Origin of the sequence: Burkholderia sp. NFPP32 (assembly GCF_900119325.1) — a bacterium.
Classification (GTDB): Bacteria; Pseudomonadota; Gammaproteobacteria; order Burkholderiales; family Burkholderiaceae; genus Burkholderia; species Burkholderia pyrrocinia_C.
Window position 1 is genome coordinate 12288 of sequence record NZ_FPJP01000029.1, and the last position, 19851, is coordinate 32138.

General features: G+C 66.1%; 16 protein-coding genes and 1 pseudogene. 9 read left to right on the forward strand and 8 right to left on the reverse strand.

Translation table 11 applies throughout. The features are described from left to right. The first annotated feature begins 69 nt into the window (after positions 1–69). The gene (gene lysA, locus BT264_RS32725; protein WP_072444202.1) at positions 70–1308 is read left to right on the forward strand and encodes a diaminopimelate decarboxylase; all 1239 of its coding nucleotides are present in this window, start codon (positions 70–72) and stop codon (positions 1306–1308) included. A 132-nt stretch (positions 1309–1440) separates the two neighbouring features. Here lysA and BT264_RS32730 read toward each other — a convergent pair whose 3' ends face one another. Continuing rightward, positions 1441–2328, reverse strand: a complete 888-nt coding sequence (locus tag BT264_RS32730; protein ID WP_072444204.1) for a DMT family transporter — start codon at positions 2326–2328, stop codon at positions 1441–1443. 127 nt (positions 2329–2455) lie between these two features. On the opposite strand from BT264_RS32730, the gene BT264_RS32735 reads away from it, so the two are divergent. The 3 genes from BT264_RS32735 (at position 2456) to BT264_RS32745 (ending at position 5281) form a co-directional block, all read left to right on the forward strand. After that, positions 2456–3934 (forward strand): aminotransferase-like domain-containing protein, encoded by a 1479-nt coding sequence (locus BT264_RS32735; protein ID WP_072444206.1) that lies wholly within the window; start codon positions 2456–2458, stop codon positions 3932–3934. Between the two features lie 178 nt (positions 3935–4112). After that, entirely contained in the window at positions 4113–4808 is a 696-nt protein-coding gene (locus BT264_RS32740) for a M35 family metalloendopeptidase (RefSeq protein ID WP_072444208.1), read from the forward strand. Next, the gene (locus tag BT264_RS32745) at positions 4802–5281 is read left to right on the forward strand and encodes an OmpA family protein (protein WP_110281436.1); all 480 of its coding nucleotides are present in this window, start codon (positions 4802–4804) and stop codon (positions 5279–5281) included. Before BT264_RS32740 ends, BT264_RS32745 begins: the two co-directional genes overlap by 7 nt. Before the next feature lie 85 nt (positions 5282–5366). Here the strand turns inward: BT264_RS32745 and BT264_RS32750 are convergent, their stop codons facing one another. Beyond that, entirely contained in the window at positions 5367–6800 is a 1434-nt protein-coding gene (locus BT264_RS32750; protein WP_072444212.1) for a nicotinate phosphoribosyltransferase, read from the reverse strand. A 74-nt stretch (positions 6801–6874) separates the two neighbouring features. Continuing rightward, positions 6875–7915: a bifunctional nicotinamide-nucleotide adenylyltransferase/Nudix hydroxylase gene (locus tag BT264_RS32755; RefSeq protein ID WP_072444214.1), complete on the reverse strand. Its 1041-nt coding sequence runs from the start codon at positions 7913–7915 to the stop codon at positions 6875–6877. A gap of 181 nt (positions 7916–8096) precedes the next feature. Between BT264_RS32755 and BT264_RS32760 the strand changes: the two genes are divergently transcribed. The 4 genes from BT264_RS32760 to BT264_RS32775 all read left to right on the forward strand — a co-directional run bounded on the left by BT264_RS32760 (position 8097) and on the right by BT264_RS32775 (position 10624). Continuing rightward, positions 8097–8549, forward strand: coding sequence for a type II toxin-antitoxin system RatA family toxin (locus BT264_RS32760; RefSeq protein WP_072444216.1), 453 nt, complete (start codon positions 8097–8099; stop codon positions 8547–8549). Between the two features lie 266 nt (positions 8550–8815). Continuing rightward, positions 8816–9571, forward strand: a complete 756-nt coding sequence (locus tag BT264_RS32765) for an N-acetylmuramoyl-L-alanine amidase family protein (protein WP_072444218.1) — start codon at positions 8816–8818, stop codon at positions 9569–9571. A 50-nt stretch (positions 9572–9621) separates the two neighbouring features. Beyond that, entirely contained in the window at positions 9622–10011 is a 390-nt protein-coding gene (locus tag BT264_RS32770) for a lysozyme inhibitor LprI family protein (protein ID WP_072444220.1), read from the forward strand. An 85-nt stretch (positions 10012–10096) separates the two neighbouring features. Next, the gene (locus tag BT264_RS32775) at positions 10097–10624 is read left to right on the forward strand and encodes a GNAT family N-acetyltransferase (RefSeq protein WP_072444222.1); all 528 of its coding nucleotides are present in this window, start codon (positions 10097–10099) and stop codon (positions 10622–10624) included. Between the two features lie 25 nt (positions 10625–10649). Here the strand turns inward: BT264_RS32775 and BT264_RS32780 are convergent, their stop codons facing one another. From BT264_RS32780 to BT264_RS32800, 5 genes are all read right to left on the reverse strand, one after another. Next, the gene (locus tag BT264_RS32780; RefSeq protein WP_072444224.1) at positions 10650–11996 is read right to left on the reverse strand and encodes a glutamine synthetase family protein; all 1347 of its coding nucleotides are present in this window, start codon (positions 11994–11996) and stop codon (positions 10650–10652) included. 152 nt (positions 11997–12148) lie between these two features. Beyond that, positions 12149–12706 carry a helix-turn-helix domain-containing protein gene (locus tag BT264_RS32785; RefSeq protein WP_072444226.1) on the reverse strand — a complete coding sequence of 186 codons (558 nt, stop codon included), beginning with the start codon at positions 12704–12706 and terminating at the stop codon, positions 12149–12151. A gap of 17 nt (positions 12707–12723) precedes the next feature. After that, on the reverse strand, positions 12724–14013 hold the full coding sequence (locus BT264_RS32790; RefSeq protein ID WP_072444228.1) for an NAD(P)/FAD-dependent oxidoreductase: 1290 nt from the start codon (positions 14011–14013) through the stop codon (positions 12724–12726). A gap of 275 nt (positions 14014–14288) precedes the next feature. Continuing rightward, positions 14289–16520: a WD40/YVTN/BNR-like repeat-containing protein gene (locus tag BT264_RS32795; protein WP_256260751.1), complete on the reverse strand. Its 2232-nt coding sequence runs from the start codon at positions 16518–16520 to the stop codon at positions 14289–14291. A 182-nt stretch (positions 16521–16702) separates the two neighbouring features. Further along, positions 16703–18925 carry a LamG-like jellyroll fold domain-containing protein gene (locus BT264_RS32800; protein ID WP_177318434.1) on the reverse strand — a complete coding sequence of 741 codons (2223 nt, stop codon included), beginning with the start codon at positions 18923–18925 and terminating at the stop codon, positions 16703–16705. 501 nt (positions 18926–19426) lie between these two features. On the opposite strand from BT264_RS32800, the pseudogene BT264_RS40225 reads away from it, so the two are divergent. Then, a pseudogene (locus BT264_RS40225) lies at positions 19427–19675 on the forward strand (hypothetical protein); the annotation flags it as partial. Between the last annotated feature and the right edge of the window lie 176 nt (positions 19676–19851).

Genomic DNA, 19851 nt, shown 5'->3' on the forward strand with positions numbered 1-19851 from the left:
GCATTTTACTGTATAGATGAACAGGCGCATCATTCACGCTATCCGTTCATTCGACACGATTCATCCGCCATGTCCCTCGATTCCCGCCAGCTCGCGACGCTCGCGCAGCAATACGGCACCCCGCTGTGGGTGTACGACGCCGACGTCATCCGCGACCGCATCGCCCAACTGCGCCAGTTCGACGTGATCCGCTACGCGCAGAAGGCGAATTCGAACGTCCATATCCTGAAGCTGATGCGCGACGAAGGCGCGTGCGTCGATGCCGTGTCGCTCGGCGAGATCGAGCGCAGCCTCGCGGCCGGGTTCAGTCCGGCCGGCGAGCCGGAAGGCGTCGTGTTCACGGCCGACCTGATCGACCGTCCGACGCTCGCGGCCGTGCTGAAGCACGGCGTGACCGTGAACGCGGGTTCGCTCGACATGCTCGCGCGCATCGGCGAGCACGCGCCGGGCCACCGCGTGTGGCTGCGCGTCAACCCCGGTTTCGGGCACGGCCACAGCAACAAGACCAACACCGGCGGCCCGCAGAGCAAGCACGGCATCTGGATCGACGACGTGCCGCGCGCGATCGAAATCGTGCGCCAGTACGGGCTCAAGCTCGTCGGCATCCACATGCACATCGGCTCGGGCGTCGACTACGGCCACCTGTCGCAGGTGTGCGATGCGATGGTCGACCTCGTCACGTCGCTCGGCCATGACATCGACGCGATCTCGGCCGGCGGCGGCCTGTCGATTCCGTATCGCGACGGCGAGCCGCGCGTCGACGTCGGTCACTACTTCAGCCAGTGGGACGCCGCGCGCAAGCGGATCGAACGGCACCTCGGCCACCCGGTACGCATCGAGATCGAACCGGGCCGCTTCCTCGTCGCCGAAGCCGGCACGCTCGTCACCGAAGTGCAGGCCGTCAACCGCCGGCCGAAGCACGATTTCGTGCTGATCGATGCGGGCTTCAACGACCTGATGCGCCCGTCGATGTACGGCAGCTACCACGCGGTGTCCGTGCACACGCACGACGGCGCGCTGCCGGCCGGCCGGCCGCTCGTCGACCTCGCGATCGCGGGGCCGCTGTGCGAATCGGGCGACGTGTTCACGCAGGATGCGGGCGGCGTGGTCACGCACCGCAAGCTGGCGCAGCCGCAGATCGGCGACCTGCTGTTCCTGCACGACGCGGGCGCGTACGGCGCGTCGATGTCCTCGAACTACAACAGCCGGCCGCTCGCGCCGGAAGTGCTCGTCGATCGCGGCGCGCCGCGGCTGATCCGCCGCCGGCAGACGATCGACGAATTGCTCGCGCTCGAGACGTTCGAGTAACGCGCTTTCGGCGTGACGAAGGCCAACGGCCAGGCTTGCCGCTACCGGCAGCCTGGCCGTTTTGCTTTTCGGCATGCCGCCGGTTCGCGTGGTCGCGGCCCGGAGCAACCGCTCGGCCGCACCGCCGCAGCGTCACCCCGCGCGCTGCACGGGCGCCATTTTCGAGAAGTACTTCGCACCGGCCACGCAGCCGACCACGACGACCGTCACGACGACCATCGACGGCGGCACCGTCTCGTGCAGCAGCCCGGCGGCCAGCAGGAAGCCGAAGAACGGCTGCAGCAGCTGCAACTGGCCGACGCCCGCGATCCCGCCGAGCGCGAGCCCGCGATACCAGAACACGAAGCCGATCAGCATGCTGAACAGCGACACGTACGCGAGCCCCCACAGTGCGGCGGCATCGACACCGTCGAACGACGCGGGCCACGTAAGCCACATGAGCGGCAACATCAGCGGCAGCGACAGCACGAGCGCCCACGAGATCACCTGCCAGCCGCCGAGATCGCGCGACAGGCGCGCGCCTTCCGCGTAGCCGAGCCCGCACGCGACGATCGCGGCCAGCATCAGCGCATCGCCGACCACCGACGCCTGGCCGCCGTTGCGCAGCGCAAACGCAGCCACCGCGCCGCTGCCGACGATCGAGAAGATCCAGAACGGCAGCCGCGGCCGTTCGCCGCCGCGCCACACGCCGAACAGCGCGGTCGCGAGCGGCAGCAGCCCGACGAACACGATCGCGTGCGCGGACGTCACGTGCTTCAGCGCAAGCGCCGTCAGCAACGGGAAACCAACCACGACCCCGAGCGCGACGATCGCCAGCGACACGGTCTCGGCCCGCGTCGGCCGCTTCTGCTTCAGCACGACGAGCAGCAGCAGGCCGAGCGCGCCGGCGATCGTCGCGCGCGCGAACGTGAGGAACAGCGGGTCGAGCCCCTGCACCGCGACACGCGTCGCAGGCAGCGAGCCACTGAAGATGATCACGCCCAGCAGGCCGCTGAGCCATCCGTCGGTCGTCTTTTGCACGGCAAATCCTGAACGGGGAAAGGTGGATGACCGATGATCCGCCGCCCGCGGAAAACGCGTAAGCTACACCCCAATACAATCCGGACAAACTGTACTGAACAACTGGCCGTACAGTTCATTCTTCGCCATGAGCCATACCGCCCCGATTCCCGTTCCGCCCGCGCCGTCGCGCACGCGCGTCGAAACCGTGATGGATACGTTGCGCGCGCGGATCGCGAGCCGCGCGCTGATGCCCGGTGCGCGCGTGCCGTCGATCCGGATGATGGCCGACGCGCTCGGCGTGTCGAAATCGACGGTCGTCGATGCATACGAGCGGCTCGCGAGCGAAGGCGTGCTCGTCGCGCGGCGCGGCTCGGGCTTTTACGTGTCGGGCCACGCGCCGCCGCTCGCGCTCGCCGATCTCGGCCCGCGCCTCGACCGCGAACTCGATCCGCTGTGGCTGTCGCGCCAGTCGCTCGAGGCGGCGCCGACGACCGTGAAACCCGGCTGCGGCTGGCTGCCGTCGTCGTGGCTGCCCGACGAGAGCCTGCGCCGAGCGCTGCGCGCCGTGTCGCGCGACGAATCCGACGCGCTGACCGACTACGCGACGCCGCTCGGCCTGCCCGCGCTGCGCCAGCAGCTCGCGTGGCGGCTCGCGCAGCACGGCGTCCACGCGGAACCCGCGCAGATCATGCTGACCGACGGCGGCACGCATGCGCTCGACCTCGTATGTCGCCTGCTGCTGGAGCCGGGCGACACGGTCGTGCTCGACGATCCGTGCTACTTCAACTTCCAGGCGCTGCTGCGCGCGCATCGCGCGCGGATCGTCAGCGTCCCGTACACGCCGAACGGGCCCGATCTCGCGCGCTTCGAACAGGTGCTCGCCGAGCACCGGCCGCGCCTGTACATCACCAACGCGGCGCTGCACAACCCGACCGGCGCGACGCTCGCGCCGCCCGTCGCGCACCGGCTGCTCACGCTCGCGGCCGAGCACGACCTGCTGATCGTCGAGGACGACATCTTCGCGGATTTCGAGAGCACGCCCGCGCCGCGCCTCGCGGCGTTCGACGGGCTGTCGCGCGTCGTGTCGATCGGCAGCTTCTCGAAGACGTTGTCGGCCGCGATCCGCTGCGGCTACGTTGCCGCGCGCCCGGAATGGATCGAGGCGCTCGTCGACCTGAAGCTCGCGACGTCGTTCGGCAACGCGCAGATCGGCGCGAACGTCGTGCACCGGCTGCTCGTCGACGGCACGTACCGGCGCCATCTCGACAGCCTGCGCGCGCGTCTCGCGGACGCGATGGGCGAGACGATCCGGCGCCTCGCGCGCGCGGGGCTCGGGATCTGGACGGAACCGCGCGGCGGCCTGTTCGTATGGGCGCAACTGCCCGACGGGCTCGATGCCGCACGCGTCGCGCGCCACGCGCTGGACCGCGACGTCGTGCTGGCGCCCGGCAACGTGTTCAGCGCATCGCGCAGCGCGACGTCGTACCTGCGCTTCAACGTGTCGCGCTGCAAGGGGCCGGCGGTGTTCGATGCGCTGGCGCGGGCGATGGAGGCGGCAAGCGCGGCGGAGCGCACGGGTGCGCGGGACGATGCGGACGGGCGCGTGCTGGCCGGTGAGCCGTGAGAACGGGCGGAGGTGCAAACGGTAATCGAATGGTTCCGTAATCAGCTGTTTCCTTCACCCGCGGCGTCATCTTTCGCGCTCGTGGTCGATGGGTCGCAAAATCGTACTCATCCCATAGACGAGCGCGCTCCCGACAACCGATAGTTTCCCAACTTTTTTACCGGGATCTATCGAGCCAATGAACGGGATTTTGAATTCACACGACGCTGCCGAAGACGACGAATGGGTTTTCGTTGGCACCGCCTACACGAACACGACGCCAAGATCCGTTCATGTTATCGACCTCGACCTGACACCGATCTGCGAGAATATGTCGAACAAGGCATTCCGGAAACTGATCGTGCAGTTGCGTGACGCGGCGATTTCGTTGATTCAGGATCGGATTCACGGTATTGCACATTGGGAGCAAGGAGAACAGAAACGCGTTCAGACCTGGTTCGGACGATCCGATGACGCAATTCGACACCACCTGCAAACCGGGTTGCCGAAGCTTCTGCGCGTCATGCAGGAATTGAAACCGGAAAATGTCATCCGATGGGACGCGCAGAAACAGCGAAACATCACGTGTACCGTATTTCCCGACAACGGAATCACCGATGCCGCTGTATGCAAACCCGATTCGGACAAGAGAGTCATTGCAATCTATCCACACTTCTGCACGCTTCCCGACGCTCGACTCTCTTCCAATTGCAAGTTGAAGGTCCTGATTCACGAGTGTACGCACTACGTCGATACCTTCGACTCGAATGACGAGATCTACGGATTCGGGACCGGCCTCAAATACTGGGCGCGAGATCATCGGGATCTGGCGATCAATAACGCCGACAGCCTCGCTTGTTATATTTCATTCTTTGACGACAGGGTCCTGTGGTGAGATCTCTCGCGCATCTGACGAGCATCGCGCTCGGGTTATGCCTGGCGTTTTCGCCGCCGCTCTCGGCATGTACCGTTTCCGAAGACATGCTGGACAGTGTCCCGCTCAACTCTTCCGACATCCCGAATGAGGATCGAGTCAAGATCGCGGACATGGTTATCCGTGCCCGTCAGTGGCCTGATGCGGACATTCGCGGCATCATCTCTGCCGGTGCGTATATCGGTGAAAAGGACCCACAAGTGCTTGCGCTGCGTCGAGCGGCCAGTCTGAGGGAATACCTCGTCCAGCTCGGCATCAAGGACGAGAACATATGGTCGGACACGCACATGATCTCGAAACCGTATCCGAAAGACAGCGCCGGCTACGAGGGTTATCTTCAGATCGGACTGACCCTGGTTCCGCTGTGCACGGACGGATGCCGGCATCTTTGCGACGATCCTCGCATCACACCGACATCCAGAGCCATCCGTTGACAGCGATCTCCTTTCGACGAAGCCGCCATCGAACATCGCTGGCGGCGGGGTGACGCGAACGTCGCGCGTCACTCCGCGCCTCCCCTCACACCTCCCCCGCGTGCGCCCTCGCCCGCACCTCCGCAAACGTCGTATCGACCAGCAACCGCCCCGTATCGAACACCGTCTCGAGCGCCTCGTCCCATTCGCCTTCCAGCGCACGATCGTCCCACGCAACGGGCAGCGTCGTCGTCCGATACGCTCCGGTGCGGCGATTGCGCAGCAGCGTGAGCCGCCCCTTCTTCGAGCGCTTGCCCTGATCGGTGACCGGATCCTTGCGGACGTCGTGCCACACGCCATCGCGCCGGATCGCCGAGCACTTCATCGCAAAGCGCTGCGTATCGCGGTTCACCTGCTGCAGCAACGCGCCGCCCATGCCGAACACGACATTGCCGGCCGCATAACCCGCGTCGTCGAGCGCGGAAAGAATCGCGTCGATCGACAGCTCGTCGACACCGTCGCCCTGGATCACGCGCACGCGGTTCAGCACGCGCCGCCCCTTGCCGTTCAAGGTCGAGCCGAACGACACGTCGAGCGCGCGCACGGTCTGCATCACGATCTTCACGGGGTCGCCCGAATCGGGACGCACGACGAGCGTCGCGCCGGAATCGATCACGGCCTGCCTCAGTTCGCCGCCCCACAGATCGAGCGCGGCGAACAGATCGTAGGAGTCCGACACGACCGACACGATCGCGCCGGGCAGCCCGAAGCGGCGGATCATGTTCCGGTACGCATCGGCCTCGCCTTCTCTCCCCCACGACGTGATCGTGCTGTGCTCGGCCGCCGGCACCGAGTATGCAGCCATCGGCTCGCGATAAAAACGGTTCGCGGCCAGCACGCCAAGCACCGTGTCCGAGCCCATGAAGTTCACGAGGTGCGCCGCGCCGCCGATCGCGGCCGACTCCGCGCTCGACACGCCGCGCGCGCCGAAGTCGTGCAGCTTGAACGGCAGTTGCGCGAGATCGTCGTCGGTCCTTTCGAGGAAACGGCGGATCGTCTGCCGCAGGTGCCAGCTTCGCGTCGCGACCGTCACCGGATACCAGACGCGCAACAGCATCGTCTCGAGATACGATGCGAGCCAGAACACCTGCGGATCGTCGCATTCGACGGTCATCAGCACGTTGTGCACCGGCACGACCGAACCCTCCGGCACCGCGCGGATCTTCACGGGCAGATAGCCGTCGTAGCGTTCGACGATGTAGCGCCACCCTGCTTCGTTGAACGGCACGCCGTGCACCGTGAAGAAATCGCGCGCGTCGTCGATCATCGCGTGCGTGACCGGCTTGCACAGATATTCCTTCAACAGCATCTGCAGGCCGAAGAACAGCGTGCGGTCGTAGCGGCCGCCGCGCGATTCGACGTACGAGAACATCGCCGACGCGTCGGGCGGATATTGCAGGAAGTGGGAAGCCTTGTACGAATCCGTGTCGAGGATCGGATTGGCGAGAACCGCGGCAAAGCCGCCGGGATCGTTTTGCATGGCTAGAGCTCCTCTAGGCCGTTGAAGTGCCGCCGCGTCTGTCGCGGCGGACCGGAATGCGGGGACTCAGCGGGTCACAGCTTCCCCAGGAAGTGATACGCGATGTCGAAGTGATCCTCGAACATCACGTTGCGCATCTGCGCGAATTCGTTGAGCGGCACCCAGCGCGCCTTGTCGGCGTCGTCGCTGCCCTTCACGCGCGGCAGCTCGCCGGTCGGGAAGTTGAACAGGCACGCGTGCGTGATCGTGCGGCCGCGCAGCGAGCGGGACGGGTGATCGAACACCTGCCGATCCTTGATCGAGCCGCGCAGCACGGGCTCCGGCAGCTTCAGGCCGGTTTCCTCGCGCAGCTCGCGAATGCACGCCGCATCGAGCCGCTCGTCCTGGTTCACGAACCCGCCCGGCAGCGCCCACAGGCCGCGGCCCGGTTCGCTGCGGCGGCGCACGAGCAGGATATGGCCCGAGTGCACGACCACCGCGTCGACCGTCACGAACGTGACGGGATACGGCGCGGCCGCCCATGCCTTGCGATACGCGGCGATGAATTCGGCTTCCGACTTCAGTTGCGCGAATTCCGGCTGCGTGCGAAAACGCTCGAGCCAGCCGAACACGGGTTCCGGCACGGCCCACTGCACGAAGCTGTTGGTGCGTTCTGCGAAATACTGATCGCGGATCTCGGTGGCGGAAATGTCTTCGGTCGCATCGACGTCGACGAGCTCCCATTGCGGGAACATCCGCAGGTAATACGACGTGGCGTCCTTCTCGTGGCCAATCAGCCCGACCTTGCGCTGCGCGACTTCACCGAGCGCGGACGCGACGGCGTCCTGCACCCAGCGCACCCAGTCGCCATCGTTGTACGTCGAATCCTGCAACGGCGCGATCGTCACGCGGTCGCGCTCGGACGCGTCGAACAGCGAAGCCAGCATCTGGCGGCGCTCGTCGAACGAGAACGGATCCTTGATGGTGCGGGGCTTGTCGGTCGACCCGATCAGCACGCACACGCGCTCGGCCCGGCTCAGTGCCGACTTCAGCACGTTCAGGTGACCACGATGCGGAGGCTGGAAACGACCAATGAAAACGAGCGCGTCGAAGCGCCGGTTCTGTTGCGTACTCATGAGGCTCCCTCAAGAGATTGAAACGCTTCGGGTCTTTCCCGAAGGGTTGGAATGAATCCTAGGTGAAATCCCGGAATGCGTCAATCGAGCGCACGCTCGACTTGACCATGTCTGACGAAATGCGCGGTATTGGCGGGGTACACTCGATTTCATCCTAATCTGCACCATTGCGCCCGCCATCATGAGGATCTCAGTCAGCCGGACCGTCGGTGTCGATCGCAGACGCCTCTTCACGTGGTCGCAGGACTATGCGCGGCGGCTCGTGTGGGACAGCTTCCTCACCGACGCCTATCTGCTCGACGAAACGACGGCCGACGTCGGCGTCGACGCGTTCTGCCGCAGCCAGTCGGGCGCCACGATGGTGTCGCGCTACATCTCGTACCGCCCGCCTCAGGTCGCTGCCGTTGAAATGGTCGACGGGCCGAAGGTGCTCGAACGCTTCAGCGGAAGCTGGAACTTCACCGAACACACGCCGGGTTCGACCGAAGTGAAGTTCACTTACAATTTCCGCGTCCAGCCGTCCTGGCTGCGCTGGCTGCTCGAACCGCTGATCGGCGCGTTCTATCTCGTGCAGACGCGCCGGCGTCTCGATTCGTTCAAGCGCTGGGCCGAAGCCGAAGCGCTGCCGCGCTGATACGCACTGCCGCGCACCCGCGCGCGGTCCGGCGTGTTTGCGCCACCGCCCTGCCGATGCGTACGAGCGCGCTGCGGCCGCCCCATCGGGCATTGGCGGGATTCGCCGAACACGGGAAAGCGACGGGCGGCCGTCACCCTGACGGTCGCCATTCGTCATTGCGGCGCCGCCGTCTCCCGCTATAATCGCGCGACATTCCGACTGCATTGAGCAGGCCGACGGTGCCGCGCCGTGCGACGCGCCGCATGCCCTCCTCGACAACAACAATGACGAACCGAACCATCCGACGCCTTCGCCCGTTCGTGCGCGCCGCCGTGCGCGTGCTCGCGTGCGCCCCGCTGCTCGGCGCGCCGCCGGCGCTGCATGCGGCCGACACCGCAGGCACCGAGCCCGCATCCGCGCGCTACGTCGTCGTCGACACCGGCCATACGCCGGCTCACCCGGGGTCCACCGGCGCGAGCGGCCGTGTCGAATACCTGTACAACCTCGATCTGTCCGCCGCGGTTGCGGAAAAGCTCGCCGCGCACGGCGACCGCGTGCGGCGCACGTCGGCCGACGGCCGCGAGATCGCGCTCGACCAGCGTTCGACGCAGGCGCCCGACGCGAACCTGTTCGTGTCGATCCATCACGACTCGATGCAGCAGCAATTCATCGACGCGGGCCGGCAGCGCGAATTCCGCGGCTTCTCGGTGTTCGTGTCTGAGCGCAATCCGCACTACGCGGAAAGCCTGCGCTGTGCGAAGGCGATCGCAGAACGGCTGGTCGCGGCCGGCGAACGGCCGTCGCTGTATCACGCGCAGCCGATCCGCGGCGAGAATCGCCCGCTGATCGACCCGCAACTCGGCATCCACCGCTTCGACGATCTCGTCGTGCTGCGCACCGCGCCGATTCCGGCCGTGCTCGTCGAGGCCGGCGTGATCGTCAATCCCGACGAAGAAGCACGGCTCGCGCAACGCGGGACGATCCAGCGCCTGTCCGCCGCGATCGCGGGCGGGATCGACGCATGCACGGCGCCGAAGTGACGGCATTGTCCATCGGGCCCAACGGTTTTCACCCAGTCAGGAGCATCAAAATGAAAAAGAAGAATCTGTTCGCATCCTGCGCGTTGTTCGCGCTTGCCGTTCCGTTCGCCGCGCACGCGGCCGGCTGTGCGAAGCCGCACAGCGCGTTCGACCAGGTGTACTGCAGCAGCACGCAGTTCTCGCAGACCGACCGCGAACTCAACGACGAATACGGCCGCCTGCGCAAGCAACTGAGCGGCGACCAGCAGGCGACGCTGAAGGCCGGCCAGCTCGCATGGATGAAGCAGCGCGACGCGCAGTGCAGCGAAACCCGCAACAACGGTTACCTCGTGGATCTTCAATGCGCGACCGACATGACGGCGTCGCGGCTGTCGTTCCTGCGCGAGCGCGAGCGTGAATGCACGAGCACGGGGTGCGTGGCGTCGAAGCTCGGCGAGTAAGCGCTTCGCAGGTGCCGTGTCGCGAAGCGGTTCGCGGCACGGCATGCGCTGCAAATCGAGAATCGTTCGATCAGGCAGAACACGCATGACACCGAATACGACAACGATCGACATCCGCGCTGCCACGTCCGCCGATGCCGCGGTCATTGCCGACATCCACGTCGCGTCGTGGCAGGCAACCTACACGGACATCATGCCGGCCCCGTTCCTCGCCGGCCTCTCTGTCGAAAAGCGCACGACCTTCTGGCGCTGTGCGCTCGACGCCGGCCGCCCGCGCGTCGCGCTCGCATTCATGGGCAATGACGCGGCGGGCTGGATCGCCTATGGTCCGACGCGCGACACCGACAAGGATCGCGCGTGGGGCGAGATCGAAGCGATCTATCTGCATCCGTCGCATTGCGGGCAAGGCATCGGCGCGGCGCTGGTCGATCACGCGTGCCGATCGCTGCATGACGCGAGCCACGCATGGGTATCGCTCTGGGTACTCGTCGAAAACCGTCGCGCAAGGGCATTCTATGAACGCGAGGGCTTCGTCGCCGAAGACGACATCAAGACGTTCGAGATCGACGGTACGCCGATCGAGGAAGTGCGCTATTGGCGCGCACTTCCCTAATTTGCTTCTTCGACGCGCGCGGCAATCACAAAAACCACCGATACTCCCGCGCGCCGATTTCATTACGAAAATCCAGCTCTTCCTGCCGCTTGTTCTCGCAGTACACCATCACGAACTCGCTGCCGAGCCGTTCGCGCACGGCCGGATGATCCTGCATCGCCGCGACGGCTGACAGCATCTCCTTCGGAAAATCGATCCCGCTGCCGCGATCCTCGTTGAGCGGCGCGATCGGTTCGATCCGCGCATCGAGCCCATGCTCCATCCCGGCGAGGATCGCCGCGAGCACCAGATACGGATTCGCATCCGCGCTCGCGAGCCGGTGTTCGATCCGCAGGTTGCGCGCATCCGACTCCGGAATCCGGATGCAGGCATCGCGATCCTCGAAACCCCAGCTTGCGCGGCTCGCCGCGTTCACCATCGACCCGTAGCGCCGGAACGCGTTGTGATTCGGCGCGAACACGGGCATGCAATGCGGCAGCAGCGCGAGGCATCCGGCCACCGCGTGCCGCAGCGGGCGCTGCCCGTCCGCCGCGAGCAGGTTGCGCCCCGCGTCGTCGTACAGGCTCACGTGCACGTGCATCCCGCTGCCCGGCGCATGCAGGTAAGGCTTGCCCATGAAGCTCGCGCGATAGCCGTGCTGCAACGCGACGCCGCGTGTGCTGCGGCAGAACAGCGCCGACCAGTCGGCCGCGCGCAGCCCGTCGTCGGTATGGCCGAAATTGATCTCGAACTGGCCGGGCCCGAGCTCGGCCGTGATTACCGTCGCATCGACGCCCTGTTCGCACGAGGCCTCGACCATCTCGTGCAGCACGTCGGAGAAGCGCGAAAGCCGCTCGATATGCATGTTCGGCTGATCGTCGCGGTCGTCGCTCAGGCGATCGCGCGGATACTGCGGCATCCCTTCCGCGAGCTGCGCGGCGAACAGGTAGAACTCGAGCTCGAACGCGACGACCGGCCGGATGCCGCGCGCCGCAAAACGCCGCAGCACGCGCGCGAGCACCTCGCGCGGCTCGAACTCGATCGGCACATCCGTGCCGTCCGAGCTGATCAGCATCTGCGCGAGCGGCTGCCGCTCCCAGCGCACACGCTTCAGCGTGCCGGGAATCAGGCGGCGCTGCGCGTCGGGGTCGCCGTCGTTGAAGCAGTAGTCGCCGATCTTGTAGAGGCCGCCCTGTGTGCCGAGCAGCACGCAGTTCTGCGGCAGCTTCAGCAGCGAGCCCGACGCGATCTTCTCGAGCGCATCGATCGGGTAGCGCTTGCCGTAGAAGTGCCCGGGCAGGTCGAGGCAGATCAGGTCGACATAACGAATCTCGGGGTGCGCCTGCCGGAATGCGCGGACTTCACCGACCAGCGCGGGAACGACGTCAGCCATGTCTCATCCTTTCCATGTCTTCTATGGCGGTGCCGCAGCGCGGCGGACCGGATTCACGCGGCACACATGACAACGCACGCCGCATTCAAATCAGTACTGCAAACATGCTGCATGGCGCGGCGGCCTGCGACACCGCCCGCCCCGCCGACGACTCAGGTGAACACCCAGATCACGCGCGTCGGCGCGTCTGTCAGGTTGGCATAACGGAACCGCTTGTGCGCAGGCAGCTGGAACGCATCGTTCGGGCCGAGTGTGACGGGCGTTTCATCGCCGTCGATCCAGATCGTCAGTTCTCCTTCGAGCACGAAGCCGCCCTGCTCGTCGCTGTCGTCGACGGGCCGCTCGCCGCTGCTCGCGCCTGGCGCGAGATGGCTTTCGAGAACCGAAAAGCGTGAGCGCATGTTCGGCGATACGAGGATGTCGGTAATGCCGGCCGCGTAATACACGGTGCGCCGCTCGTCGGGCCGCGTGACCCACGGCACGCTGCGCGGCTTGCTCAGGCTGTAGAAATACGTGGTCGGCACGCCGAGCGCCTCGCCGATCGCGGTGAGATCCGCGACCGTCGGGCGCGACAGCCCGCGCTCGACCTGCGACAGAAAGCCGACCGAGCGGCCGATCCGCTCGGCGAGGTCGTTCAGCGTGACCTTGCGATGCTTGCGCAGGTCGCGGATCAGGATCGCCAGACTTTCTATCTCTTCCTGTTCGTTCATGATGGGTTCCGAAACGGTCAGACGGTATCGCGCAGACGGTACCAGGCCTTGCCGATCGCCTCCAGCGGCGCGGCGAGCCGGTCGCCGCCGGGAAAGCGCGGGTTGCGGATGCGCTGGTACTGCGCGAGCAGGCGCTCGTCGCCGAGCACGGCGTCGGCGACCGCGCGCGCACCGGCGAGCGTCGGCAGCACGCCATGCCCCGAGAAGCCCTGCAGCCAGAAACGCTGCCCGTGGCGACCGATGTCCGGCGTGCGGCGCATGCTGATGTCGATATGGCCGCCCCACGCGTAATCGAGCGGCACGCCAGCCAGTTGCGGGAACACGCGTTCGAGGTGCGGGCGCGTCGCCGCCGCGATATCGGCCGGGATGCCGCCGAGATACGTGCAGCCGCCGCCGAACAGCAGCCGGTTGTCGGGGCTCAGGCGGAAGTAGTCGGGCACGAACTGGTTGTCGATCACGCAACTGTTCTGCGGCAGCAGCGAACGCGCGACGTCGGGCGCGAGCGGCGCGGTCGCGACCTGGTACGTGCCGACCGGCAGCAGCCGGCGCGCCAGGTCGCGATCGAGCCGGTCGACGTACGCGTTGCACGCGAGCACGAGCACGTCCGCGCGCACTTCACCGCGCGCCGTGCGGGCGATGTGGCCGCCGGCCGTCTCGCGGCAGTCGAGCACGCGGCTCTGCTCGAAGATGCGACCGCCTGCGCGCTCGATCGTCTGCGCGAGGCCGAGCGCGAGTTTCAGCGGATTCAGGTGGCCGGCTTCCGGATCGTGGAGTGCGGCGAGATAGCGCGTGCCGCCGATCCATTCGGGCATCTCGTCACGCCCGATCACGCGCAGCCGGTCGTAGCCCCAGCGCTCGGCCGCCTCGTCGCGGGCCTGCGCGAGCATCGCGACGCGGCGCGGCCGCACCGCGGCCCACAGGCTGCCGGGCCGGTAGTCGATGTCGAAGCCGTGCCGTCCGGGCAACTCGCGCACCTCGGCCGCGGCCCAGCGCATGCTGTCCCACAGCAGGCGCGCGCCGTCGCGGCCGAGCGAATCCTCGAGCGGCTGCATGTCGCACGACCAGCCGAGCAGCGCCTGCCCGCCGTTGCGGCCCGACGCGGCCCACGCGACACGGCTCGCCTCCAGCACGACGACGCGCTTGCCGGCGAGCGCAAGGCGCAACGCCGTATGCAGCCCGCTGAAGCCCGCGCCGACGACGAGCACGTCGGCGTCGATGCGCTCGTCCAGTTCCGGACGATGCGGGATCGGCGCCGGGTAGGTGCCGGCGTAGTAGCTTGCGACGTGACGGTCGGACTGCACGAACATGCGGACTCTCGTGAAATTTTCGCATCGAAATTTCATGAAAAACTAGCACGACAATTTCACGCAGGCAAGCGTGCGGGAAAAGCGGCGCATCAGTCCGAGGAACTAAACATGATCATGCGATGGGAGATGTTCTCGCACGCTGTTGCAGTTGCGTGCTCAAGCAGCGTGAGGACTGCGACGATCGCAAGCTGCCCGAGCAGCCCGTAGCGCCCCGTTCGTCCACGCTCTCCGTCCGGTTGCAAACCGCAACCGGACGGTCGACAGGTCGATCAACCTCAATTGCTGAAGATCAGACCGCGAGCGGCACCATTGACGTAAATCCGGCCATATGTGTTCCAGTCGCCGGCCATCACGCCGGAGTCGCCGAATTGGTGCATGTCATCGTTGAAGCGCGCCCACGTGGCACCACCGTCGTCGGAATGGTAAATGCCCCAGACGCCGTTCAGCGTGCCTTCCACGTAGACCGCGGCCGAGTACGGCGAACCGGTCCGTGCCTTGCCCAAGGCGATCACGGTGGCGCCCAGCGTGCCGTTGGCCGACGCAAAGGCGCCGAGCTTCGTCCAGGTCGCCCCCGAGTCCACCGAGTGGTACACGGCCGTGCCGTCGGCCAGCCAGAGGTCGCCCTCGGCGTTCGGGTTCACCGCGAGCGACGTATCCCGCCAGGAATTCCAGGCAAGGTTCGCATTCACGGAGCCCGTGCTCAGCGCGAACGTATGGCCGCCATCGGTCGACACGTAAACCTTGCCGCCCTGCCAACTCCACGACGCGCCGCCCGAATCGTACGCATAGACTTTATTGGGGTTCTTGCGGTCAGCGGCCAGGCGATAGGCCCGAGGGAAGCCGCTCCAGGTGGCGGTGAACGCAGGAAGGTTGGTTGAGGTCCAGCTCGTACCGTTGTTTGTGGTGTACGACGGCACCGAGTCGGGCGGTGCCCAGGTCACGTTGTTGCGGGACGGGACCACCAGGTTCCCCACGTTGCTCTGGCTCGCCGCTGCGCCGGCAGGCAGGGACGCGAACGTCCCCCAGCTATTGCCGCTGTCGCCCGACCAGAAGCCCTTGGTGGCATGGCCGTTGGCGTTGTCGACGCCAGCGGCGGCGATGTACGTCGGATCGGACCACGACATGTCGGCCGAATTGCCGCTGCTCCATGTGCTCAAGGGGCCTTTCGTCGGCCTCGTCGAGAGGTCCGTATCGACCCACGTGCCGATGTCGCCCGCGCTGTTGATGAAGTTGTACGACGCACCGGGCGGCGCCGTGACGAGAGCCAGGGTGACGGTCTCCTCGAGGTTGTTGACTTTCGGACTCCAGATCGGCGTGGCCGACGAGGCGTTCATGGTTTCACAGATGCCGCCGCCGTGGATGTGCATGATGTGGTCGCGATTGGCTGGGTCGATCGTGACGCCCTCGACCCAGCCGGCACAGCCACCCGCGGCAATGCCCGTATGCAGCATGCCGGCCTCGATCTCGTGCCACGTATTGCCACCGTCGTCGGATAGCTGCACGGTCTTGCTGGTGTCGTTCCAGCCGGTCATGCCGAGTGCGATGCGGGCGGTCGAGCCGAGACCGGAGACGGACAGGCCGCCAAAGCCGTTGCCGGTGGAACTGTTGAGCAGCGTCCAGGTGCTGTTGTTACTGGCTCCGTACTTGTAGAGGTAGCTGGGACCGCCGATGCCCTGGCCGACACCCGAGTTGAACACCACGTAGAAATTACCGTCGGGCGTGCGCACGACGTGCGGGATGTAGTAGCCGGACACCGTGGACGGGACCTGCACCGGCGTCCACGAGGCACCGCCGTTGGTGGACTTGTACAAGGGCGACGTCAGGCCCGTCGCGTTGGCGTAGTCCGGGGCGACGGTAGCCCACATGATCCAGGTCGGCTGGCCGCTACCTTTGCCCGACGTATCGAAGATGACCTGCTCGACGCCGATCGGGGAATTGCCGCCGCTGACCGTGGTGGCGGACAGCCCCGTGACCTGGGCCCAGGTGCGGCCCGAATCGACACTCTTCCACAGGCCGGCCGTACGCGATCCGTAGAACAGCGTCGAGGGATTGTTGGGGTCGACCTGCAGGCGCTCGCCGGTGGCCCGGCCGTTGTCGTTGCCGCCCACCGGGAACGGCAGGTCATAGTGTGTCCAGGTGTTGCCGCGGTCGCTCGAGATGTAGATGCGGCCATTGTGACCCTGCGTCACGGTAATGCCGGTCGTCATGTACACGAGTTGATCGTTGTTCGGGTCGAGCGCGAGGCTTTCGACACCATGGAAATCGCCCTCGCCTCCGCCGAAACCGATGCCGTCGGTGATGGGCGTCCATGTCGAGTTGGTCGCGTTCCAGCGGTACGCGCCGCCGACGTCGGTGCGTGCGTACAGCAGGCCCGCGTTGGTCGGATGGTAGATCAGGCCGGTGACATAGCCGCCGCCGCCCCACGTGACGCTGGTCCAGCTGGCCGCCGGCCCGTCGATCTGGCCGCGCTTGGTGCCTACATAGGCGCCCACATTGGTCGCGCCCATGGCGCCGCCTTGTGTCCCGGTGCCGCTGCCTGCGCCTGTCGTGCCCTCGGATCCGCCGCCACAACCCCATAGCGCACACGCCATCGCCGTAGCGGCCATCCATCGTTGAGAAAACATGGTCATCAGAGAATCCCTTAAAGGAAGAGGTCCATCGCCGGGCCAGCCATCGGGCCCGGCGACAATCAAATCGCCATGAGCGATGCAATCTGCGCAGCGCTGAGCGCACCGCGATAGATGCGGAAATCGTCGATCAGGCCGTTGAACGTGGCGTCGTGGTATTGCGATTTGCCCAGCCAGTTCTGCGTGGTACTGCCAAGGCGGAACGGCGCCTGGAACATCGCCGTGTTGGTACTGACGGGCGTGCCGTCCACGTACATCGTGCCGGTCGAACCCGATAGCGTGACGGCCACATGCACCCATCGCTTGCTCGGCAGCTCGGTGGGGGCGTCGATGATCTGTTCCGGAGGGCCATCGCCGGGGCCGTTGGCCGTCATGGCAAAGCGCGCCCCCGCCCAGCCGTTGCGCATCTGCCCGCGCGGCGTGAACATCATGTAACGGTGAAAGCCCGTTCCGAAATCGAACAGGCGTGCCCACGTTTGCGAGCCGTTCCAGAACACCCAGGCCGCGATGGTGAAGTCCGACACTTCGGTCAGCAGATCGTCGGGCAACGCCACGTAGGCGCCCGAGCCGTTGAGCGAGACCGCGTTGCCGCTGCGCCCCGCTGCCCACGTTGCGCCGTTGAGCGTGCCATTGCGCCCGTTGCCCGAGCTATCGGCGGCCGTGATGCCGCCACCTTCATCAAACGCGAGGTGCGCGAGCAGCTGCTGCGCCGTGATCACTTTCACTTCGTTGGAGAGCGCCGATTCGCCCGCAATCGTTTGCGCTGTCACGACATAAAAATACGTGCCGGCACCGGCTGGCATATCGGTATAGGTCAGCAGATCGGTGATACCGCTCCGGATGGTGCTGTACGGTCCGCCGGCAATGGTGGCGCGCTTGACGTCGTAGCTGGTGGCATTGCTCGCGCCCCACCACGACAGCACCACCTTGCCCGCGCTTGCATAGCCGGTCAGGCCGGTCGGCGTTGCGGCGGGGGTGCCGGGGTCCAGCGTGCAGGTGAGCGTGCCATAGCCAAGCTGGTCGAACCCGCCACTGTTGGGCCCGTAGTTGCCGCCCCCACCCTCCGGTGCCACCGAGTCCGCCGCGCGCTTGGTGTACGGCGCCGCCAGGCCTTTGCGGTTGATGTAATGATTGGCCACCAGCGCCCAGCAGGGCCGCCCCAGGGCGCCGCCTTGCCCACCGGTGGAGAACTGCGTCTGGATGACGCCTGCGCTGTTCTCGTACGTGACAAAAGGCACCGGGTAGAACGTGCCGTCCGCCTGCGTCAGGTTGGCCTTGGCCACGTATTCCGCGCCTGCGAGGAAGCGGTTGTTGTCATGGCCGTACAGGTCGATGCCCTGATTCCAGGCCATCTCGCAAATGGCGCCGGTCAATGCAATGCCGAGCACACTGTGGCCCTGATCGCGGCCGGCTTCCTGCCATTGTCCGAGGTTGCCGGGGTGCATGTAGTACACGGCTTGCCGGATGCAGCCGTTGCTGCCGCCAGTCTTGAAATGGGTAACGGCCTCGTTGACGAGTTCGGCATCGTCGCACAGCACGCCGATGGCCAGGACGCACGCGATGTTGGCCAGGCCCCAGTTGGCCCAGTAGTGCGTGTCCATGGCGGTGTCCACGCGGGTCAGGAAAGCATGGCTGACCGGGTAGAAGACATTGCGCATCATCGCCTGAAACGCGGCGAGGCCGGCCGGGTTCCAGCCGCTGTAGCTGCGCATGATTTCAGCTGCGTTGGCGAACTCGTAGCCGTAGATGCCGGCGGCGAGCGCCACGTCGCTGCCGCCAAGCGTCGTCAGCGTCGCGGCCCATTGGTCCAGATACTCCACGGCCTTGTCGGCGTAGCGCTTGTCGTCCGACACCTTCCAGCGCAGCGCGTCGCCATAGGCGGCGGCGATGTCGTTGTAGAGGGCGCCGTAATTCTGACCATGCGTGGGGTCGTTGCCACGATAGATGCCGACCTGCGGGTTCGGCTCGTTCGTCAGGCGCGTGTGACCGTTGGCGACGAGTACGTTCCAGCTATCGATCCAGGGTGAGGCCTTGGCACCCACCTTGGCGCGCATGCGCGCGAAATCCGCCTCGGTATGCAACAGACCCGGATGCGTGAAGCCCTGGATCTGCACGGTGCTCTCCCGCAGCGCGACAGGCGTCTTCTCCGGTGAAGGTGCGTCGAGCAATGTTGGCGTGGTCGCGCTCGGCTGACCGCCACTGCGCGTCGTTGCTTGCGCGACATTCACGGCGCTGTCGCCGTCGCCCCCGCAACCGGCCAGCAAAGACGCCCCCAGCCCCACCATGAAGTGCCGGCGCGAAGTACTCCTGATATCGTCCGCTTCGCACGCATTGTCCGACAGCGCTGCCCCCTTTACCTGATTGCTGTTCATATATCCATTCACTCCATGTTGTCGCTAATGATGAAAGCGCCCGGGTTCAATGTGCGCCGGAGGCGATCTGGCGCGCCAGACCTTCGACAACTGCAGCCTTGCCGACACCGGCCTGCCCGCCCGGTCACCCGCTGCGATCCAGATTCGCGTGTTCGGCGGGAGGTTTGTCGATGGCAACTCTTTCAGCTCCCGCTGCCGCCATTCGCAAACCATATCGACGTTCAGGCCGTTCTCACGAGCAATCCGCGAGGTCGATGCATTCGGTCGTTTCGGTTCCGCTGCAAGGACTTTGTCAGGTCTGTTAACTATCGTGCCAGCGATATATTTCGCGGGCGTTATCCTTGCCGTTTTTCGTCATGGATTCAAGACCGCGTGCAACTGACCTGCGAATAAACTTTCGGCCCGGTCGCCGCGCTGTTTCGGCTCGATCACGAGGACGAAGCCGTCGACGACCCGAACGACCCGCCGCCCGGCATCAGTGCGGTGACGCTGTGGGCCGCGCGAAGCGAAGTCGTCGAGCATGCGCACGAGACGTCCCGCAACGTCGCCGCCGTCCTGGTCAGCGAGATCGCGCGGACCGTCGAAACGCCCAACAATGCGCTCGTTGCACTCGCCGCCGATCTCGTCAACCCCGAGGTCGCGCGCATGGACGCCGGCCGCCGGTGCGCATGCGCGTTGCGGCGCCCATGGCCGACGCGACTGCTGCGGCAACCGGCATCGACGTCCAGGACCTGCCGTGCGGGCCGCTCGACGAAGCGCAGGCGAAGGCGCTGTTCGCGCGCTTCGGCGTGACACCGGTGCGCGAGTGCGTCGTGCGCAACGCAGCGGACGCCGGGCGG